This is a genomic window from Pseudomonas indica NBRC 103045 (genome assembly GCF_002091635.1).
In the GTDB taxonomy this organism is placed as follows: domain Bacteria; phylum Pseudomonadota; class Gammaproteobacteria; order Pseudomonadales; family Pseudomonadaceae; genus Pseudomonas_M; species Pseudomonas_M indica.
In genome coordinates this window covers 1-15,064 of record NZ_BDAC01000018.1, presented here as the reverse complement: position 1 = coordinate 15,064, position 15,064 = coordinate 1, and the positions used below count along the sequence as shown (strand labels likewise).

At 66.0% G+C, this 15,064-nt stretch carries 12 protein-coding genes and 1 pseudogene; all 13 read left to right on the top strand.

Annotated elements, in window-relative coordinates:
* The first annotated feature begins 149 nt into the window (after nt 1-149).
* The 13 genes and pseudogenes from gap to PIN01S_RS19065 all read left to right on the top strand — a co-directional run bounded on the left by gap (nt 150) and on the right by PIN01S_RS19065 (nt 14,987).
* Nucleotides 150-1,148, top strand: coding sequence for a type I glyceraldehyde-3-phosphate dehydrogenase (gene gap, locus PIN01S_RS19120; RefSeq protein WP_084337903.1), 999 nt, complete (start codon nt 150-152; stop codon nt 1,146-1,148).
* A 287-nt stretch (nt 1,149-1,435) separates the two neighbouring features.
* On the top strand, nt 1,436-2,587 hold the full coding sequence (locus PIN01S_RS19115) for a methyl-accepting chemotaxis protein (protein WP_084338111.1): 1,152 nt from the start codon (nt 1,436-1,438) through the stop codon (nt 2,585-2,587).
* Between the two features lie 9 nt (nt 2,588-2,596).
* Nucleotides 2,597-2,965, top strand: coding sequence for a response regulator (locus PIN01S_RS19110; protein WP_084337901.1), 369 nt, complete (start codon nt 2,597-2,599; stop codon nt 2,963-2,965).
* Between the two features lie 16 nt (nt 2,966-2,981).
* The gene (locus PIN01S_RS19105) at nt 2,982-3,290 is read left to right on the top strand and encodes an STAS domain-containing protein (protein ID WP_084337899.1); all 309 of its coding nucleotides are present in this window, start codon (nt 2,982-2,984) and stop codon (nt 3,288-3,290) included.
* Nucleotides 3,291-3,303: 13 nt separating this feature from the next.
* Nucleotides 3,304-5,481, top strand: coding sequence for a chemotaxis protein CheA (locus PIN01S_RS19100; protein ID WP_084337897.1), 2,178 nt, complete (start codon nt 3,304-3,306; stop codon nt 5,479-5,481).
* Nucleotides 5,478-7,112: pseudogene (locus PIN01S_RS27640) on the top strand (MCP four helix bundle domain-containing protein); the annotation flags it as partial. The gene PIN01S_RS19100 and the pseudogene PIN01S_RS27640, both read left to right, overlap by 4 nt.
* Before the next feature lie 195 nt (nt 7,113-7,307).
* Nucleotides 7,308-8,021: a methyl-accepting chemotaxis protein gene (locus tag PIN01S_RS27635; RefSeq protein WP_439958248.1), complete on the top strand. Its 714-nt coding sequence runs from the start codon at nt 7,308-7,310 to the stop codon at nt 8,019-8,021.
* Nucleotides 8,022-8,079: 58 nt separating this feature from the next.
* A complete protein-coding gene (locus PIN01S_RS19090) occupies nt 8,080-8,604 on the top strand; it encodes a chemotaxis protein CheW (RefSeq protein WP_084337893.1) in 525 nt (174 codons plus the stop codon).
* Complete coding sequence (locus PIN01S_RS19085; protein ID WP_084337891.1) at nt 8,601-9,470, top strand: CheR family methyltransferase; 870 nt, start codon at nt 8,601-8,603, stop codon at nt 9,468-9,470. The genes PIN01S_RS19090 and PIN01S_RS19085 overlap by 4 nt, the downstream gene beginning before the upstream one ends.
* The gene (locus PIN01S_RS19080) at nt 9,463-9,975 is read left to right on the top strand and encodes a chemotaxis protein CheD (RefSeq protein ID WP_084337889.1); all 513 of its coding nucleotides are present in this window, start codon (nt 9,463-9,465) and stop codon (nt 9,973-9,975) included. The genes PIN01S_RS19085 and PIN01S_RS19080 overlap by 8 nt, the downstream gene beginning before the upstream one ends.
* Nucleotides 9,972-11,030, top strand: a complete 1,059-nt coding sequence (locus tag PIN01S_RS19075; RefSeq protein ID WP_084337887.1) for a protein-glutamate methylesterase/protein-glutamine glutaminase — start codon at nt 9,972-9,974, stop codon at nt 11,028-11,030. The genes PIN01S_RS19080 and PIN01S_RS19075 overlap by 4 nt, the downstream gene beginning before the upstream one ends.
* A 96-nt stretch (nt 11,031-11,126) precedes the next feature.
* On the top strand, nt 11,127-13,946 hold the full coding sequence (locus tag PIN01S_RS19070) for a bifunctional diguanylate cyclase/phosphodiesterase (protein ID WP_084337885.1): 2,820 nt from the start codon (nt 11,127-11,129) through the stop codon (nt 13,944-13,946).
* A gap of 237 nt (nt 13,947-14,183) precedes the next feature.
* The gene (locus PIN01S_RS19065; RefSeq protein WP_169715851.1) at nt 14,184-14,987 is read left to right on the top strand and encodes a putative bifunctional diguanylate cyclase/phosphodiesterase; all 804 of its coding nucleotides are present in this window, start codon (nt 14,184-14,186) and stop codon (nt 14,985-14,987) included.
* Nucleotides 14,988-15,064: the final 77 nt, after the last annotated feature.

Below are 15,064 nucleotides of genomic sequence, written 5' to 3'. Positions count from 1 at the left end.
GCCTCACTTCGACCACCGATAGACTGCTCACACCTATTCCTAGATGCCAGTCACTTTAATCCCGAGACCTTTTGCCACACTCTCGCCGAACTCCCTCCGCCAGGGCCCACCTAAGCTGAAAAGGCAGCTCACCCCGCGGAGGAATGCTCATGTTGCGTATTGCCATCAACGGTTACGGACGCATCGGCCGCGCCCTGCTTCGTTCGCTGTATGAACGCGGTCTGGAGCGGTCGATTCATCTGGAGGCGATCAACGATCTCGGTGATGCCCCCACCCTCGCCCATCTGACCCGCTTCGACTCCACCTTCGGCCGCTTCTCCGGGCGTATCGCCCAGGAGGAAGACAGCCTGGAGGTGAACGGCCAGCGCATCCGCCTGTTGCGCGAGCGCGAGCCGGGCAATCTGCCGTGGGGCGAGCTGGGTGTCGATCTGGTGCTGGAGTGCTCGGGCAAATTCAAGAAGCGGCCGCAGGCTGAGCTGCACCTGGATGCGGGCGCCCAACGGGTGCTGCTGTCGCACCCGATGGAAAGCGCTGATCTGACGGTGGTCTACGGCGTCAATCACCGCCAACTGGGCAGTCAGCAAATCGTTTCCAACGCGTCCTGCACCACCAATTGCCTGGCGCCGCTGGCGAAGGTGCTGCATGAAGCGGTGGGCATCCGCCAGGGCCTGATGACCACAGTGCACTCCTATACCAACGACCAGAACCTGCTGGACCGGCCGCATCACGATCTCTACCGCGCCCGCGCCGCCACCCAGTCGATGATCCCCACCAGTACCGGTGCGGCCAAAACCATCGGGCTGGTACTGCCGGAACTTTCCGGTCGCCTGGATGGCCTGGCCGTGCGGGTGCCGACGCCGAATGTCTCGCTGCTGGACCTGACCTTCACCGCGGAGCGCCCCACCAGCGTCGAAGCGATCAACGATGCCCTGCGCGAAGGTGCGCAACACATGCCGGCCGGGGTGATGGAGTGCAACGAGCTGCCGCTGGTATCCAGCGACTTCAATGGCTACCCGGTGTCCTGCGTGGCGGACTTGAGCCACACCCGCGTCCAGGGCGATCTGGTGAAGGTCCTGGCCTGGTACGACAACGAATGGGGCTTCGCCAACCGCATGCTGGACGTGGCGTTGGCCTGGCCGGCCGGTTGAGTCCGGCTTTTCCGGGCGCTCCGCCGGAGCGCCCGGAAAAGCCTCCTTCTTCGCCTTTCTCCGGCCTAGGGAATTCCCTACTCAATACCTCCAATCCACCTACCTGAAAATCAGTCTCATCCGATGGTGGCACAGACGTCTCAATAGGCATCATTTTGCTATCAAAAAGCCACACCGCACGCTTGCCGTGGACAGGTAGTGAGCCCGCCTTGCCGCGTTCCGGATGGAGATCCTCCTTGAAACAACCTGCCACCGCCCCGGGCCAATGCTCTGCCTGGGTGTTCCTGATGCCTCTCCTATCCGTGCTTTTTGGCAGCGGCTGCATCGTGCTGGTGGGAGGACTCCAGCGTCTACCCGTCACGCTTGCCGTCGTGCTGCTACTGCTAGGTCTCGGCATGACCGTGCTGTTGTCCTCCTTGATCCAGGCGCGGGACAAGGCCCTGCATAGCCTTGGCGAACAGATCCAGGCGGATCGGGCCACCGCGGAGAAAGCCCTGTGCCAGTGCGGCCTCGAGCCCACCTGCCGGGGCGTCCTGCCGGTCTGGTCCGGGCAGATCGACTTCGCCCGTGAGCACACCGAGGATGCCATCACCGCGCTGACCGCGCGTTTCGCCAGTCTCGCCCAGCGTGTCGAACAGGCCCTCGCCAGCAGCCGCGATGGCGGTGCGGACACGGCCCTGGTCGATCTGCTCGGCGGCAGCCAGCAGGAGCTGGATTCCGTCATCGGCGCCCTGCGCACCGCGCTGGCCAACAAATCGGCGTTGCTGCGGCAGGTGACCGAGCTGGCCAACCTGACCGAGCAACTGCGCGCGATGGCGCTGGACGTCGGCAACATCGCCAAGCAGACCAACCTGGTGGCGCTCAATGCGGCCATCGAGGCGGCCCGCGCCGGCGAGGTAGGACGTGGCTTCGCCGTGGTGGCCGACGAAATTCGCAAGCTGTCGTCGCTGTCCGGCGAAACCGGCAAGCGCATCGGCGAAACCGTGGACACGGTGAGCGCCGCCATCGCTGGCACCTTGGCGATCTCCCGCCAGTACGCCGACCAGGACGAAGCCACCGTGGACCACTCGGGCCAGGTGATCGAGCAGGTGATCCAGCGTTTCCGCGATGCCACCGACGCCCTCCTCGGCTCCTCCCGGCTGCTGCGCGAAGAAAGCGCCGCCGTGGGCCAGGAAGTCGCCGAGGTGCTGGTCGCCTTGCAGTTCCAGGATCGCGTCAGCCAGGTGCTCGTGCTGGTGCGCAACGACCTTGAGCGGCTTCACCAGCACATCGGCCAGCGGGGAAGCGACCGCGACGCCGGCCGGACTCCCCAGCCCATCGACGCCGACGCCTGGCTCGACCAGTTGGCGCGGACCTATACCGTGCCGGAACAACACGCCGTTCACCACGGCGGCGCCCACCGCACCGCCTCTTCCGAATCCGATATCACCTTCTTCTAGGACCCAGACATGGCCAAGACCATCATGATCGTCGACGACTCCGCCTCCCTGCGCCAAGTCGTCAGCATCGCCCTCAAGGGTGCCGGCTACGACACCGTCGAGGCCTGCGACGGCAAGGACGCGCTGAGCAAACTCGACGGCCGCAAGCTGCACCTGATCATCAGCGACGTGAACATGCCGAACATGGACGGCCTGTCCTTCGTCCGCGCGGCCAAGCAACTACCGGCCTACAAGTTCACCCCGGTGATCATGCTCACCACCGAAGTCAGCGACGCCAAGAAGCAGGAGGGCCAGGCCGCCGGCGCCAAAGCCTGGGTGGTCAAGCCCTTCCAGCCCGCCCAGATGCTCGCGGCGGTCTCCAAGCTGGTCCTGCCGTAATCCGAGGGAAGTAGCCATGACCCACAACCCAGCCCGGCTGCTGTCTGTCGCCGGCGAACTGACGATCTACACCGCCAGCGAGTGGAAGCCCCGGCTGCTCGCCCCCCTGCTCGAGGGAGAACACCTCGAACTGGACCTCGGCGCGGTGCAGGAGCTGGATACGGCCGGCCTGCAGCTCTTGCTGCTGGCGAAGAAGGAAGCTCGCGCACGCGGCCTGACCCTGCTGTTCTGCAACCACAGCCCGGCGGCCCTCGAGGCCATCGAGCTCTGCGGCCTGGCGGGCTTCTTCGGCGACCCTGTCCTGCTCAGCCCCACCGGGCCATGACGAGCGCACGCCCATGAACCTGGACGACGCACTGCATACCTTCATCGCCGAGAGCCTGGAGCTGCTGCAGCAGATGGAAGAGGCCCTGCTGCACATCGAACAGGCGCCCGACGACCCGGACACGATCAACGCGATCTTCCGGGCGGCGCACACCATCAAGGGTTCCGCCGGCCTGTTCGGCCTGGACGGCATCGTCGCCTTCACCCATGTGGCGGAGAGCGTGCTGGACCTCGTCCGCGCCGGCCGGCTGCACTTCACCGAAGAGCTGGCCGCGCTGTTCCTGCAGGTCTGCGATCACATCGGCGTCCTGGTGAAACGGGCGGCGGAACACAGAGAACCGGAGGACAGCGTGCGGCAAAACGGCACCCACCTGCTCGAGTGGCTGAACGGCCTGCTGGACGACGATCCTGCACGCGACGCAACCGCTCAGCCGCCGGCGACCTGCCCCGCCGAGACCACGGCCAACGTGGAGCGCGCCGCGGATACCGTCGGGACCGACCACTGGCACATTTCCCTGCGCTTCGGCCAGGACCTGCTGCGTAACGGCATGGACCCGCTGGCGTTCGTCCGCTACTTGGCTACCCTCGGCCGGGTCCAGCACATCGTCACCCTCACCGACAGCCTGCCGGGCGCGGACGACATGGACCCGGAAAGCTGCTACCTGGGCTTCGAGATCGCCTTCCGCAGCGATGCCGACAAGGCCACGCTGGAGGACGTCTTCGAGTTCGTCCGGGACGACAGTCTGATCCGCATCCTGCCGCCGCACAGCCGTACGGCCGAGTACCAGCAGCTCATCCAGGCGCTGCCCGAGGACGACATGCGCCTGGGCGAAATCCTGGTGCGCTGCGGCACGCTCACCGAAGCCGAGCTGGCCGAGGTGCTGCGCAGCCAGGCGCATGACGTTCCGGCGGCACCGGTCGGCCAACTGCTGGTGGAGCAAGGCATCGTCCACCCGCCAGTGGTCGAGGCGGCGCTGAAGAAGCAACAGCAGGCCAAGGAGAATCGCCAGGCGGCGAACAACCTGATCCGGGTCGATGCAGGCAAGCTCGACCAACTGATCGACCTGATCGGCGAGCTGATCATCGCCGGCGCCGGGGCCAGCCTGGTCGCCCAGCGCGCCGGCAACGGCGAACTGATGGAAGCCACCGCCCTGCTCTCGCGGCTGGTGGAAGAAGTCCGCGACTCGGCGCTCACCCTGCGCATGGTGCAGATCGGTTCCACCTTCAACCGCTTCCAGCGGGTGGTCCGCGACGTGGCCAAGGAGTTGGGCAAGGACATCCGCCTGGACATCAGCGGCGGCGAGACCGAGCTGGACAAGACCCTGGTGGAGAAGATCGGCGATCCCCTCACCCATCTGGTGCGCAACGCCATGGACCACGGCATCGAGCCCGCCGAGGCACGCCTCGCCCGAGGCAAGCCGGCCCAGGGCCTGCTGCGGCTGAATGCCTACCACGAGTCGGGCAGCATCGTCATCGAGGTGGCCGACGACGGCGGCGGCCTGAACCGCGAACGCATCCTGCGCAAGGCCATCGAGCGCAGCCTGGTTGCCGAAGGCGCGGCACTCAGCGATGCGGAGATTCTCAACCTGATCTTCGAACCCGGCTTCTCCACGGCGGAACAGATCAGCAACCTCTCCGGCCGCGGCGTCGGCATGGACGTGGTGAAACGCAACATCGCCGCCCTGCGCGGCAGCATCGAACTGGACAGCACCGAGGGCCTGGGCACCACGGTGCGCATCCGCCTGCCGCTGACCCTGGCGATCATCGACGGTTTCCTGGTAGGCGTCGGCAACGCGGCCTACGTGGTCCCTCAGGACTTGGTGGTGGAGTGCATCGAGCTGGACTGCGAAGGCGGCCACGACTACCTCAACCTGCGCGGCGAGGTCCTGCCGTTCATTCGCCTGCGCAACCTGTTCGACATCGAAGGCGCGCCACCGCGCCGGCAGAACGTGGTGATCGTGCAGTTCGGCGGCCTGCGCGCCGGGCTGGTGGTCGACCAGTTGATGGGCGAGTTCCAGACCGTGATCAAACCACTCGGCAAAGTCTTCGGCCGCATCCGCGGCATCGGCGGCTTCACCATTCTCGGCAGCGGCGAGGTCGCCCTGATCCTCGACGTGGCAGGGCTGATCCAGCACCTCGCCAGCCAGCGCCACGAGGCGCATCCCCACACTTTCCTGAAGGAATCGCTATGAAGAACATGCGAATCGGTATCCGCCTCGTCCTGGGTTTCGCCAGCATCCTGGTGCTGATGGCTCTCCTGGCCTGGAACGGCATCAGCCGCCTGCAACACACCCGGGAGGATCTCGACGAGATCGTCAACCTGCGCATGCAGCGGGTGATGCAGGTCGCCACCCTGCGCAACCAGATGAACATCGTCGCCCGCGCCACCCGCAACACCTTGCTCACCGACGACAGCGCGCGCATCCGCCTGGAAACCGACCGCGTCCTGGCCGCGCGGACGGAGTTCACCAAGGTGCTCGATGCCATGAGCGACAGCGTCACCACGGACGAAGCCAAGGCGCTCAGCGGCGACATCCGCACACACTTCGAGGCGGCCGTTCCGCTGGTGGACCGGGCGCTGCGGTTCAGCGAATCCGGCCGCAACACCGAGGCCGTCGACCTGCTGATGAACGAAGTGGCGCCCGTGCAGGAAAGCCTCTTCAAGGCCCTGGACGCCATGCTCGCCTACCAGCAGCGCAAGACCGGCGAAGCGGTGGCCCAGGCCGAGGCGAACCATAACGCCGGCGTGCGCATGACGCTGATCCTGCTGGGCGTCGCCGTGGCGCTGGGCTCCCTGGTCGCGGTCCTTATCACCCGCTCCATCGTGCGTCCGCTGGCCGAGTCCATGCAGGTGGCCAACCGCCTGGCCGCCGGCGACCTGGCCGCCGATATCGTCATCGACCGCCGCGACGAGACCGGCCAGCTACAAACCGCCATCCAGGGCGTGTCGGCCAGCCTGCAGTCGCTGATCGCCGAAATGAACCGGATGTCCGCCGAGCACGACCGGGGCGATATCGACGTCCGCGTCGATACCGAGCGCTTCCAGGGGGCCTACCGGGCCATGGCGGAAGGGGTCAACACCATGGTCGAAGGGCACATCGCCGTGAAAAAGAAAGCCATGGCCTGCATCGCCGCGTTCGGCGAGGGTGACTTCGACGCGCCGCTGGAGCGCTTCCCCGGCAAGAAGGCGTTCATCAACGAGGTGATCGAGCGGACCCGCCAGCAACTCAAGGACGCCGCAGCCGCCGCTGCCGTGGCCACCACCATCCGCACCACCCTGGACAACGCCTCGGTCAACGTGATGATGGCGGACAACGACGGCATCATCCGCTACATGAACAAGGCCACCGAAGCCCTGATGCGCCAGTCCGAGGCGAACTTCCGCAAGCTGCTGCCGCAGTTCCGCGCGGACCAAATCATCGGCACGAACTTCGATGCCTTCCACAAGAACCCCAGCCACCAGCGCAACCTGCTTAGCCACCTGCGCGGCACGCATGTCGCCCAGATTTCCGTCGGCGGCCTGACCTTCCGCCTCAGTGCCAGCCCCATCTACGACCTGGCCGGAACCCGGCTCGGTACCGTGCTGGAATGGATCGACCGCACCGCCGAAGTGGCCGCCGAACAGGAAATCGGCCAAGTGGTAGCCGCCGCCGCGGCCGGCGACTTCTCCGCACGGGTCGCCGAGGAGAACAAGACGGGCTTCTACCAATTGGTCGCCGAGGGCATGAACCGCATCGTCGGTACCAGCGAAAACGCACTGGCGGATGTCCAGCGGGTCCTGGCCGGCCTCGAGCGCGGTGACCTGACCCAGGTGATCGAGAACGTTTACCAGGGCGCCTTCGATGGCCTCAAGCATTCGGTCAACGCCACCATCCACACATTGTCCGGGATCATCGGCGACGTGCGCGGCGCGGCGGATTCGCTGTCCAGCGCCTCGGAACAGGTCTCGGCCACCGCCCAGAGCCTGAGCCAGGCTTCCAGCGAGCAGGCGGCCAGCGTCGAAGAGACCTCCGCCTCCATGGAACAGATGTCCGCCTCGGTCGAGCAGAACACCGAGAACGCCCGGGTCACCGATGGCATGGCCTCCGGCGCTGCCCGCCAGGCGAGCGAGGGTGGCGAGGCGGTCAAGGACACCGTTGCCGCCATGAAATCCATCGCCGAGAAGATCGGCATCATCGACGACATCGCCTACCAGACCAACCTGCTCGCCCTGAACGCCGCCATCGAAGCTGCCCGCGCCGGCGAGCATGGCAAAGGCTTCGCCGTGGTCGCCGCCGAGGTGCGCAAGCTGGCCGAGCGCAGCCAGGTCGCGGCGCAGGAAATCGGTGAAGTGGCCAAGGGCAGCGTGGCCCTGGCCGAACGCGCCGGCAGCCTGCTGGACGACATGCTGCCGAGCATCGCCAAGACCTCCGACCTGGTGCAGGAAATCGCAGCCGCCTCGTCCGAGCAGTCCTCCGGTGTCGGCCAGATCAACATGGCGATGAACCAGCTCAGCCAGATCACCCAGCAAAACGCCTCTTCCTCCGAGGAACTGGCCGCCACCGCCGAGGAGATGAGCGGACAGGCCGAGCAGTTGCAGCGGTTGATGGCGTTCTTCACCCTGGACGAGCCCTCCGGCGACACACGCCGTCCGCATGCCACCGCGCCGGTTGCGGAGCGCGCCCTCGGCGGCGCAGTGCCGCGCCGCCCGGCGACGGCGATACCGGCGGGCTTTACCGTTTTCGAGGAATGATGCGGTCCAACAGAGATGAGGGCCGCGCACACGGCGGCGGCCCCTCCAGGAGACGTTCATGGGTCAACTGATCAAAGCGGACATGCGCGACCTCGCCGCGGAATCCCGCCAGTACCTCACCTTCACCCTGGGCGGCGAGCAGTTCGCCGTGGGTACACTCTGCGTCAAGGAAATCATCGAGTACGGCCAGGTCACCGCGATCCCCATGATGCCGCCCAGCATCCGTGGCGTGATCAACCTGCGCGGCGCGGTGGTCCCGGTGATCGACCTCGGTGCGCGCTTCGGCGGCCCCGTCACGGCGGTCGGTCGGCGTACCTGCATCGTCATCCTCGAAGTCCAGCACGCCGAGGGTCGGCAAGTGCTCGGCGTGGTGGTCGATGCCGTCAACGAAGTGCTGGAAATCGCCCCGGCGGACATCGAGCCGCCCCCCGCCTTCGGTACCCACATCCGCACCGACTTCATCCTCGGCATGGGCAAGGTCGGCGGGCGTTTCGTCATCCTGCTCGACATCGGCCGGGTGCTTTCCGTCGACGAACTCGCCGACCTGGCCAGCGCCGCGCAGCACGCGGACGAGCAGCCATGACCGGATACCGGCGGGGTGAGCCGGACGGGGCTCCCGGGCGCTCCGGCGAACGCGGCGCCTCGTGCCCGCCCGTGCTGAGCGACCAGGAGTTCCGGCAGTTCCGCACCCTGCTCCACGAAGTGGCCGGCATCAGCATGAGCGATGCCAAGAAGCCGTTGGTGAGCGGGCGCTTGGCCAAGCGCATCCGCCAATGCGGCCTGGGCAGCTACAGCGACTATTTCCGCCTGCTGGCGCGCGAGCAGGCCGAACTCCAGGTGGCAGTCGACCTGCTGACCACCAACGAAACCTATTTCTTCCGTGAGCCGAAGCACTTCGAGTTCCTCCGCGAACAGATCCTGCCGCCACGCCGTGGCCCGCAGAAGGTACGCATCTGGAGCGGCGCCTGTTCCAGCGGGGAAGAACCCTACAGCCTCGCCATGACCCTGGCCGACAGCCTCGGCCAGCAGCCGTGGGAGGTGGTTGCCTCGGACATCAGCACCCGTGTGCTGGAGAAGGCACGGACGGGCCTCTACCGCCTGGACGATGCACAGACCCTGCCGCGTTCGACGCTGATACGGCACTGCCTGAAGGGCGTCGGCGAACACGAGGGCTGCTTCCTGGTGAAGCCCGAGCTGCGCGAGCGCATCCGCTTCATGCAGGTCAACCTGAACGCCCCCTTGCCCGACCTGGGAGACTTCGACGTCATCTTCCTGCGCAACGTGATGATTTATTTCGACCAGGAGACCAAGCGCCGCGTCGTCCGGCGCCTGCTGCCCCGACTGCGTCCCGGCGGCTACTTCATCGTCAGCCACTCGGAAAGCCTCAACGGGGTATCGGACGAGCTGCGCCTGGTCAGCCCCTCGATCTACCGGAAGCCCCATGCGTAAGCCCGCCCCGCTCATCGAGGTTTTCCTGCAGCCGGGCGAGCTGTACTTCGGCGACCGCCACACACGCATCCGCACAGTGCTGGGTTCCTGTGTCTCCCTGGTTTGCTGGCATCCGTTCCGGCAGATCGGCGGCATGTTCCACTTCCTCCTGCCGACCCGACCGACCATGGCTGGCGGCGAACTGGACGGCCGCTACGCCGACGAGGCCCTGGAACTGATGCTGCGCGAGATCCGTACCGCCAAGGCGCGCCCCGACGAGTTCCGCATCCAGCTCTTCGGCGGCGGCAGCATGTTTCCCGATGTCATGCGTGGGAACCCGGGCCAAGTGGGACGCAAGAACGTCGAGGCCGCCCGGCGCCTGCTCGACGCCCATGGGCTCGCTTGCAGCGGCGCCCATGTCGAGGGCGTCGGCCATCGCAGCCTGATCTTCGATCTGTGGAACGGCCATGTCTCGGTCCGGCACAGCGCTCCCGAGGCTGGCCACAAGGCGGATAGACGCGCATGAAGCCGATCGCCGTGATGATCGTCGACGACTCCGCCGTGGTGCGCCAGGTGCTCTCTGCCCTGTTGGCCGAACAGCCAGACATCGAAGTGATCGGCGTCGCCGCCGACCCGTTGTTCGCCCTGGAGAAGATGCAGCGCCGCTGGCCGGACGTGGTGGTACTGGACGTGGAAATGCCGCGCATGGACGGCCTGACCTTCCTGCGCAAGCTGATGGCCGAGCGCCCGACGCCGGTGGTGATCTGCTCCACCCTCACCGAAGCCGGCGCCCAGACCACCCTGCAGGCCCTGGCTGAAGGCGCCGTCAGCATCGTGACCAAGCCGCGCATGGGCCTCCGGCAGTTTCTGATCGACAGCCGCCAGGAACTGGTCCACGCGATCCAGGGCGCGGCCCGCGCCAACCTCGGCCGGCTGACCGCGCGCCCCGCCGTATCCGCCCTGCCCGCTCTGCCGCTCTCGGGCACCCAGGCGATGCTGCACACCACGGACCGCGTGGTGGCCATCGGCACCTCGACCGGTGGAACCCAGGCGCTGGAAACGATACTCACTGTTCTGCCACGCACCTGTCCGGGCCTGGTGATCGTCCAGCACATGCCGGAACGCTTCACCAAGGCGTTCGCCGAGCGGCTCGACCGGCTCTGCCAGATCGAGATACGCGAAGCGGAGGACGGCGACCGGGTGATGCCGGGCCGGGCCCTGATCGCGCCGGGCGGCCGGCACATGCTGCTGCAGCGCAGTGGCGCGCAATACCGTGTGGAGATTCGCGACGGGCCGCCCGTCAGCCGGCACCGGCCTTCCGTGGACGTACTGTTCCGCTCCGCCGCCCGCGCTGCCGGGGCCAATGCCCTGGGCATCATCATGACCGGCATGGGCAGCGACGGCGCCCGGGGACTGAAGGAAATGCGCGACGCCGGCGCCCGCACCCTGGCCCAGGACGAAGCCACCTGCGTGGTGTTCGGCATGCCCAGGGAAGCCGTGAAGCTCGGTGCCGCGGAACAGGTCCTGCCCCTCGGCGAGATTCCCGGGGCGATCGTTGCGGCCCGGACGGGTCGGGGCTGATCGACACAAGCCACTATTCAAGGCCGGCCATGGAGTGGCCGGTGAACACAACCGAAAGCCGCGGCAACCAGCGGCCGTATCGCCAGGCCGTACGACATGAACGACTTGCTCGCCTCACCGCCAGCACCGCACCACGACAGCGCTGCCATTCAGCCTTACCTCGTGGCCTTCGCCTCCAGCCTGGATGGCATGGCGATCTACGCGCTGGACGACCAGGCCCGCTTGTACCTGCACACCAGCAACCCGGCCTGGCGTCGGTTGCTGGGCGTGGCGGAGCAGGCCCCGTCCGTGGCTCTGGACGAGTGTCTGCCGGCCGGTGCAGCACGCCAGTTGGAAGCCGACAGCCTGGCCTGTGTCGCCGCCGGCGAAGTACGCGACAGCGAAATCGAGTTGCAACTGCCCCATGGCCGCGGACAGTTCTTGCAACGCCTGGTCCCGCTGGGCTACCGCCAGGTGCTGCATATCCTCCGTGACCTCACGGCGGACAAGCATCACGAACAGCAATTGCTGAACGATACCCAGTCGTTTCGCATGCTGGCGGAACACACGCCCGACACCATCGCCCGTTACGACCGCGATTGCCTGCGGACCTACGCCAACCCCGCCTTCGCCCACCTGGCCGAGGTGCCGGTGGAAAGCCTCCTGGGCAAGAAACCCAGCCATGTCGCGACCGCCGAAATGCTGGCATACGAGGCCAAACTCCTCGACGTGCTGCACAGCGGCCAACCTGCCGAGCACGAATTGACCTGGCAGACGCCGGGAGGACGGACGGTCACCAGCCATATCCGCATCGCTCCAGAACGCACGGCCGACGGGCAGATCGTCAGCGTGCTGGCGGTAGGCCGAGATATCACGGCACAGCGTCAGGCCGAAGAGGTACTGCGGATCAAGGAGCAGGAATTCCGCACGCTGGTAGAGAACTCACCGGACGTCATCGTGCGCTTCGACCGGACGGGCCGGCGCATCTACTGCAACCCCGCGTACGAAGCCATGTTCGGTGCCAACGCGGCGGACGTGCTGGGCGCTTCGCTGCTCCAGCGCAGCTTCTACCTCCCGGAACAGGCCGCCCGCTATCACGCCGGACTGCTGGACGTGATCGCCAAGGGCACGCCGACCTCGCTGGAAGTCGAATGGGTCAAAGGCACCGGTGAACAGGTCTTCCAGCATGTCCGCGTCGTCCCCGAGTTCGACCGCCATGGCCAGGTCGCCAGCGTGCTCACCATCGCCCGAGACATTTCCTCCCTGAAGGAAACCAGCCGCCGCCTGGAGGAGGCCGAAGCACTCGCCCGCCTCGGCCATTGGCAACTGGACTTCCGCACCCGCAAGACCCGGCTCTCGGCGGAACTCTGCCGCCTGCTCGGCCAGCCACGCGGTTGGGCACCCTACCCCGAACAGGTGCTGGCGATGCTGCCCGAGGAAGAGCGCAACCGAATCGCCTCCAGCATCCAGCAGGCCTATCTGGCGCGCACCACCGAGCTGGCGATGGACTACAGCATCGACACCGGCCAACGTACGCTGCACCTGCACTCCCGGCTGCGCATCGCCTATGCCGAAGACGGCACGCCATTGCAGATGCTCGGCACCGTGCAGGACATCAGCAAGCTGAAGGCCTATCAGAAACAACTGCATACCCTCGCCTTCTTCGACTCCCTGACCGGCCTGCCCAACCGCGAGCTGTTCAATGCCAGGCTTCAACAAGCCATGCGCCAGGCCGACCACGGCGACCGGCACATCGCGGTGATGATCCTCGACCTGGACAACTTCAAGATCGTCAACGACACCCTCGGCCACGCCGCCGGCGACGATCTGCTGCAGGAAATCGCCCGCCGCCTGGGCGATGCCATACGCGATGGCGATACCGTTGCCCGCCTGGGCGGCGATGAATTCGCCCTGGTCCTGACCGGCATGCACGACGCCGCCGATCTCGAGCGAACCGGCCACGCGCTGCTCCAGTCCATCGGCGAAGTCTGCCTGATCCAGGACCGCGAGCTGTTCATCTACTCCAGCATCGGCATTTCCCGCTATCCGCACGATGGGCAAACCATCGAGGAACTGCTGCAATACGCCGACACCGCGCTCTACCACGCCAAGGAACAGGGACGGAACAATGTCCAGTTCTATACGCCGAGCCTGACCCAAAAGACCACCCAGCGTCTGGCCATCGCCGCCAGCCTGCGCCATGCCCGGCAGAACGGCGAACTGGAGCTGTACTACCAGCCGCAGATCGACCTGAGCAGTGGCCTGTTGATCGGCGCGGAAGCCCTGCTGCGCTGGAACCATCCACGGGATGGCCTGATCCAGCCCGACCACTTCATCTCCATCGCCGAAGAAACCGGCCTGATCGTCGACATCGGCGAGTGGGTCCTGCACACCGCTTGCCGCACGGCGGTGGAATGGAACCGCGACCGGCGGCGCCGTATCAAGGTCGCCGTCAACCTCTCGCCCCGCCAGTTCAAGCTGAACGACCTCCTCGCCTCGGTGTGCAATGCCCTGCAAGCCACCGGCTGCCGGCCCGCCTGGCTCGGCCTGGAAATCACCGAAGGCTTGCTGCTGGACGACAACCCGGTGGTGCGCGAAACCCTGAAGCAACTGAGCGACATGGGCTTTTCCATCGCCATCGACGACTTCGGTACCGGTTACTCGGCGCTCGGCTACCTGAATCGCTTCCCGGTGGAAACCCTGAAGATCGACCGCTCCTTCATCCGCGATATCGAGCACAACAAGCGGAGCGCCGAGCTGGTCAAGGCGATCGTCTCCATGGCCCACAGCCTGCGCCTCACCCTCATCGCCGAAGGCGTCGAAAAACCCTCCCAGGAGGCCCTGCTGCGACGCTATGGCTGCCACAACGCCCAAGGCTACTTCTACGGCCGCCCCATGCCGAAAGAAGCCTTCGAACGACTGCTCGCCGACCGATGAACCCAAGGTCGGAGAGCGAGGCAAAGAAAACGGCTGGAGAGCAAAACCAGGGAAACTAGGAAATTTCCTACCCCTCGTCCCAGCCGGCTTACCCGAAAATCAGTCGCATCCGATGGTGGTTCCCAACCCCGGAGAAGCATCATTTTGATATCAATTAGCCACTCTTCTTCATGGTGCAAAATCATGCGGAAGAAACACTTTTTGCAACGCTGAATCGCTTCGGACGGAGAGTCCACCTTGAACCAGCCCACGACCCACCCGAAGCGCCAGGCCATCGCCGCCGATCTGCGCCAGGCCCAACAGAACGGCGAATTGGAGGTGTACTACCAGCCGCAGGTCGATCTCGGCACCGGCCTGCTCATCGGCGCGGAAGCCCTGCTGCGCTGGAACCACCCCGAGAAGGGCCAGCTCACACCCGACCAATTCCTTTCCATCGCCGAAGAGAGCGGGCTGATCGTCGACATCGGCGAGTGGGTCCTGCACAACGCCTGCCGGACCGCCGTGGACTGGAACCAGGACCGGCGACGTGTCCTGACGATCGCCGTCAACCTGTCGCCGCACCAGTTCGCCCCGAACGACCTGCTCGCCTCGGTCTGCCGCACTCTCCAGATCACCGGATGCGAAGCGGAATGGCTTACCCTGGAAGTCACCGAAGCCTTGCTCCAGCACGACAACGGCGCCGCCTGCGAAACCCTCGAACAACTGCGCGACCTGGGTGTCTCCATCGCCATCGACGACTTCGGCAAGGGTGCGTCGCTGCTCAGCCCCCTGAAGCACCTCCCCGTGGATAGCCTGAAGATCGACCGATTCTTCATCCGCAACATGAAACGCGACAGCGAGAGCACGGAACTGGTCAAAGCGATCATTTCTCTTGGCCGTAGCCTGAACATGAGCCTGATGGCCGAAGGCGTCGAAGACCCCTCCCAAGAAGAAATGCTGCAACGCTACGGCTGCCACAGCGCCCAGGGCTACCTCTACGGCCGTCCCATGGCGAAGAAAACCTTCGAACAATTGCTGTTCGATACGGGTGCAGCGCTCTGAGCGCCCACCCGATCCACGGCATACGCTGGCTGAAAGAACCGCTGTAAAAGAAAAGGCCCACCGCAGGATGGTAATGC

Bases quoted from the DNA above. Each gene is read 5' to 3' on its own strand.
- gap (WP_084337903.1), top strand. From the start codon at position 150: ATGTTGCGTATTGCCATCAACGGTTACGGACGCATCGGCCGCGCCCTG.
- PIN01S_RS19115 (WP_084338111.1), top strand. From the start codon at position 1,436: ATGCCTCTCCTATCCGTGCTTTTTGGCAGCGGCTGCATCGTGCTGGTG.
- PIN01S_RS19110 (WP_084337901.1), top strand. From the start codon at position 2,597: ATGGCCAAGACCATCATGATCGTCGACGACTCCGCCTCCCTGCGCCAA.
- PIN01S_RS19105 (WP_084337899.1), top strand. From the start codon at position 2,982: ATGACCCACAACCCAGCCCGGCTGCTGTCTGTCGCCGGCGAACTGACG.
- PIN01S_RS19100 (WP_084337897.1), top strand. From the start codon at position 3,304: ATGAACCTGGACGACGCACTGCATACCTTCATCGCCGAGAGCCTGGAG.
- PIN01S_RS27635 (WP_439958248.1), top strand. From the start codon at position 7,308: ATGGAACAGATGTCCGCCTCGGTCGAGCAGAACACCGAGAACGCCCGG.
- PIN01S_RS19090 (WP_084337893.1), top strand. From the start codon at position 8,080: ATGGGTCAACTGATCAAAGCGGACATGCGCGACCTCGCCGCGGAATCC.
- PIN01S_RS19085 (WP_084337891.1), top strand. From the start codon at position 8,601: ATGACCGGATACCGGCGGGGTGAGCCGGACGGGGCTCCCGGGCGCTCC.
- PIN01S_RS19080 (WP_084337889.1), top strand. From the start codon at position 9,463: ATGCGTAAGCCCGCCCCGCTCATCGAGGTTTTCCTGCAGCCGGGCGAG.
- PIN01S_RS19075 (WP_084337887.1), top strand. From the start codon at position 9,972: ATGAAGCCGATCGCCGTGATGATCGTCGACGACTCCGCCGTGGTGCGC.
- PIN01S_RS19070 (WP_084337885.1), top strand. From the start codon at position 11,127: ATGAACGACTTGCTCGCCTCACCGCCAGCACCGCACCACGACAGCGCT.